The following is a 4,560-nucleotide window of genomic DNA, read 5'->3' as shown; positions in this document are numbered from 1 at the left end:
CGACACCTCGCGCAGCGGCACCCAGGGCAGGCGGCGCACGCTCTTGTCGACGCGCACGGTCTGGATCGGCGTGCCGTGGCGGTCGAGCAGGGTGATGTCGGAGGGCTTGTAGGCGGCCTTGACCTCGGTGTAGCTGGGGAGCGCCTGGGCACTGCACACGAACACCGTCATCCCGGCGAGGGCCGGGATCCACTGCCACGCACGGCGCCATGGCACGAGTGGATACCGGCCTTCGCCGGTACGACGACGGGTGGGTGTCACGGCGCGACCTCCAGCGCCGCATTCGGCAGCTCACCGAAAGTCTCGGGCGAGTACATGGCCTCCACACGCGTCGGCGGCAGCGCGAACCGGCCGGGGTTGTTCAGCCGCACGGTGTACTCCACCACATGTTTGCCGCGCGGCAGGTACTCGTAGTAGCTGCGGAAGGCCTCAAAGCTGCGCTCCTCGTACGCCGGCCAGGCCGTTCCTTCGCGCCGCTCGGTGCCGGTGGCGATGACCGAATCGCGCCCCAGGCCCGAGCCGAGCAGCGTGGCACCGCCGGGCACCGGGTCGCTCAGCACCACCCAGGTCATGTCGCTTTGCGCGTCGATCTCCACGCGCACGCGCACGATGTCGCCGCGCGACCACTTGCCCTTGTCCTTCTGCTCGACCGCGCTGAGGCTGCGCGTGAGCTGGTAGCCCGCTGCGAGCGGCGCCTTCAGCGGGATGGCGGCCAGGCTTTGCACCGTGAGCCAGGGCTTGCCGGCGCCCTCTTGCACCACGTTGAGCGCGGCCGGCTGCTGCGGCCACGCGAGCCGCACGCTGCCGCCTTCGGGCTGCAGCAGCCAGTCGATGGCCTGCGGCTTGTCGCCCACGCTCGCCACCGTCTTGCCCGCGACCTTGGTGGACTCGAACTTCGCCGAGAACTTGTCGAGCGCGAGCGAGCCCCACAGGTTGGCCGTGGTGGTGAGCCACGCGCCGCCGCGCTGGCGCGCGAGGCTGCCCACCACCATGCGGGGCAAATCATCCTTCCACGCCGGCTCGTCGAGCACGGCCAGGATCAGGCGCGACGCGTTGGCGTCGGCGCTGTCCATCAGCCACCACCAGAAGTCGCCTTCCTCGTTGCTGAAACGCAGCGTGGTGCCGGCGTAGGTGAGGCGGCTGCGCAGGATCTGCTGCGCATCGGCCAGGCGCTTGGCCTGGTCGGGCACGCCGTTCACGCGCTTGAGGATGTTGAGCCAGTCGATCACCGCCGCCGTGGGCCACTGGTTGGGCGTGAGGTTGATCGAGCCCAGCATCTTCGGCTGCGCACGGCCGTAGCGCGAGAGGGCCTCGATGGCGGCGAGCTTGCGCACATCCAGATCCGCACGCGGCGACCAGAACCGGCGCTCGATGCGCCCTTCGACGAAGGCCGTGAGGCCGTCCAGCATCTGCGCCTGCGCCGGGCCGGGCAGGGCGAAGCCGGCCTCGTGCGTGGCCGCCAGCACGTAGGCGGTGAGCCGGTCGCTGCCGCGTGCGCCGTCTTCGGCGCGCGGCGGGAAGTAGCTCGCCAGGCCGTCGCTGTCGAGGTAGGTCGGCAGCGTGTTGGCCACCACGCTCCACAGCTTGGCGTCCTTCAGGCCGACGGCCTTGGAGGTCTTCTGCTCCAGGCAGGCGAAGGGGTAAGTCTCGAAGTAGCGCCGCAGGCCGGGCAGCGCGCCGCTGAGCTTGGGTTGTACGGCCACGTTGAGGCCACCGCGCTTGGTGCCGCTCTCGGGAAGCGCATCGGCCGGCGGTGCCACGGGCATCGAAGCCGGGCCATCGAGCTGCTGCAAGGTCGCCTGCAGCACGCGGAGAGGGACCGCCGGGCTGACAAGCTGCGTGATCTTCACGCGGTCCTTCGACTTCTCTCCACCGAGTTCTTCGGCCGCCGCCTCCCAGGTGATGCTGAAGGCCTCGGCCGGCACGGCCACACCCCAGGTGATCTCCTTCGCAGCCCCCGCCGGCAGCACCACCTCCTGCGGGGCGAAGGCAATCGGCGTGCGCGTGATCTCCGTCCCACTCTGGCCGCTGCCCTGCAGGCTGGCACGCACCTTCATCTCGCGCGCCGTGGTGTTGCGCAGCGTGAGCAGGGCGGTGAACTGGTCGCCCTCGCGCACCAGCGGCGGCAGGCCGGCGAGCAGCTGCAGGTCCTGCGTGACGCGAATGCTGGTGGCGCCGGTGCCGAACTGCTGCGTGCCGGCATCGGCGATCGCGACGAGCCGGAAGCTCGTGAGCGAGTCGTTGAGCGGCACCTCGATCACCGCCTCGCCTTTCGCATCGAGCACCACGCGGTCCTTCCACAGCAGCAGGGTGTCGAACAGCTCGCGCGTGGCGTTCTTGCCACCGCCGCCGCCCGCCGCCACGGCCTTGCGGCCGTAGTGGCGGCGACCGATGATCTCGCTCTGCGCGGTGCTGGTCTCCACGCCCCAGGCGCGCTGCTGGATCATCGCGTTGAGCAGGTCCCACGAGTCGTTGGGCTTGAGCGCGAGCAGGCTCTCATCGACGGCGGCGAAGGCGATCTCGGCACCGGCCATCGGCTTGCCTTCGTGCAGCACCTTGATGCGCGCGGTGGCCTTCTGGCGCACTGCGTACTGCGGCTTGTCGGCCGTCACGCTCACCTGCAGTTCGTGCGCGGCGATGCCGACCTTGAGCGCCGCCACGCCGAGCTTGAAGGCCGGCTTGGAGAGGTCGACCATCGCGGTCGGCGCCTGGTACTCGCGCCCCTCGTACCAGAACGAGCGCACCCAGTTCAGCGGCTCCTTCCAGCCCCAGGTGAAGAACGAGTACCACGGCACCTCGCGGATGCGGCCGCGCAGCGCGAGCACGCTCACGTAGACGTTGGGGCCCCAGGCTTTGTCGATCTTGAGCTCCACCGTCGGGTCGTCGCCGCGCAGCGTGACCACCTGGGTGGCGATCACCCCCTCGCGCTCCACGCTCACCAGCGCGGTGGCTTCGCGGAAGGGCATGCGCACCTGCAGGCGCGCGGTCTCGCCGGGCTGGTAGGCCTTCTTCTCGGGCAGCACGTCGATGCGGTCGTCGTTGTCCTGCGCGAACCAGAGCTCGCCCTGGCGCGTGACCCACACCGTGGTCGCGGCCTGGGCCAGGCGGCCCTCGCCGTCCTTGGCTTGCGCGATCAGCTCGATCTGGCCGGCGGTCTCGATGGCCGACTCGCACAGCAGCAGGCCGCGCTCGTCGCTGCTGCCGCTGCACAGCGTGCCCAGATCTTTCGTCTCGGTGCGGTTGTCGTAGGCGTAGAAGCCGCCGACCATGCGCTTGCGCGTGCTGACGATCTGCGAGGCGCGGCCGCGCACCTCGACGCGTTGGCCCTTGAGCGGCTTGCCGGCGGTGTCGAGCGCGAGCGCCTGGAACTTCACCTGCCCACGGTTGCTCGCCCACGAGCCCGACTTCACGCCCAGCACCACCGCGCTCGGCCACAGGGTGATGCGGGTGGAGGCGGTCTGCACCTCGCCGTTGGGGTCGTTGAAGGTGAGCTCGGTGACGAGTTCACTGGCGCGCGTGAGCTTGGGCAGGCCCTTGAGGGCGAGCGTGGCGGCGCCGTTGCGGTCGGTCGTGAGCGGCAGCTTGTCGGCCACGATGCGGCCGTTGTCGCTGCGCGCCTCCTCGTCGTCGGCCTCGCGGACGCTGCTGTCGCGCGGCGGCTCGAAGCTGAAGTCGCCATAGCCCGCCATGCCGGCAGCACGCTCGCGCAGCAGCGCTGTCACGCGCGCCGGGGCCTGGGCCACGCCTCCGCCGGAGAGGTAGCTGAGCTGCACGCTGAGCGGCAGCTCGGCCGGGGCGATGGCCACCTGCGTCGGCCCGCTGATGCGCGCATCGACCAGCGGCAGACGGAACTCCTCCACGCGGAAGCTGCCGCTGTTCCAGCTGCTGCGGCGCTCGTCATCCTTGCCCGGCTCGCGTTCGAGCAGCACGTCGTACACGCCCAGCTTGGCTGCGGCGGGGATGTTCCAGTTCGCGCTGGCGCTGCGCGTGCCGTTCCAGGCGATCGGCTGCACGAACTCCTGGCCGCTGCCCTGGTGCACGATCTTCATGCGCGTGGGCAGCTCCTCGGCCTTCACGTGGGCCAGGCCGCTGGAGGTCTCGCGCCGGATGAAGTGCTTCATGGACACCGTCTCGCCGGCACGCAGCAGCGTGCGGTCGAACACGGTGTGCGCGCGCAGGTCGGGCTGCGGGTCGCCGTTGGTGGGCAGGTTGAAGCGCCACGACTCCACGCCCTTCTGCCAGCTGCTGAAGACGAACGCAATGTCGGTCGGGCCCTTGGGCTGGGCCTTGCGTGCGCTGACGAAGAAGCCGCCTTCGCCGGGGCACTCGCCCTGCGGTGGCAAAGACTTCTCCACCTTCGCCAGGCCCTGCGCATCGGTGCGGCCGGCCCACAGGCGCTGGCCGTGGCAATCGTTGACGGCCACCTCCGCGTCGGCCACCGGCTTGCCCTTGTCCAGCGTGGTCACCCACACCAGGCTGTTCTCGCGCCCGAGCTTGAAGTGCACGCCGAGGTTGGTGACCAGCACGCCGGTGCGCACGAACATCGGCGCCTGCTTGTCG

General features: G+C 70.4%; 2 protein-coding genes. Both read right to left on the bottom strand.

The features are described 5' to 3' along the window. Positions 1–261: hypothetical protein (locus VFL64_RS13910; protein WP_489540976.1), on the bottom strand; the 261-nt coding region annotated here is incomplete at its 3' end. Next, positions 258–4,560 (bottom strand): alpha-2-macroglobulin family protein (locus VFL64_RS13905; RefSeq protein ID WP_489540975.1); only part of this gene is annotated, 4,303 nt, incomplete at its 5' end. The genes VFL64_RS13905 and VFL64_RS13910, both read right to left, overlap by 4 nt.

This window comes from Rhizobacter sp. (assembly GCF_035702065.1).
Classification (GTDB): domain Bacteria; phylum Pseudomonadota; class Gammaproteobacteria; order Burkholderiales; family Burkholderiaceae_C; genus Rhizobacter.
Note: the sequence above shows the minus strand (reverse complement) of the source record. Positions and strands in the feature narration are given on the sequence as shown.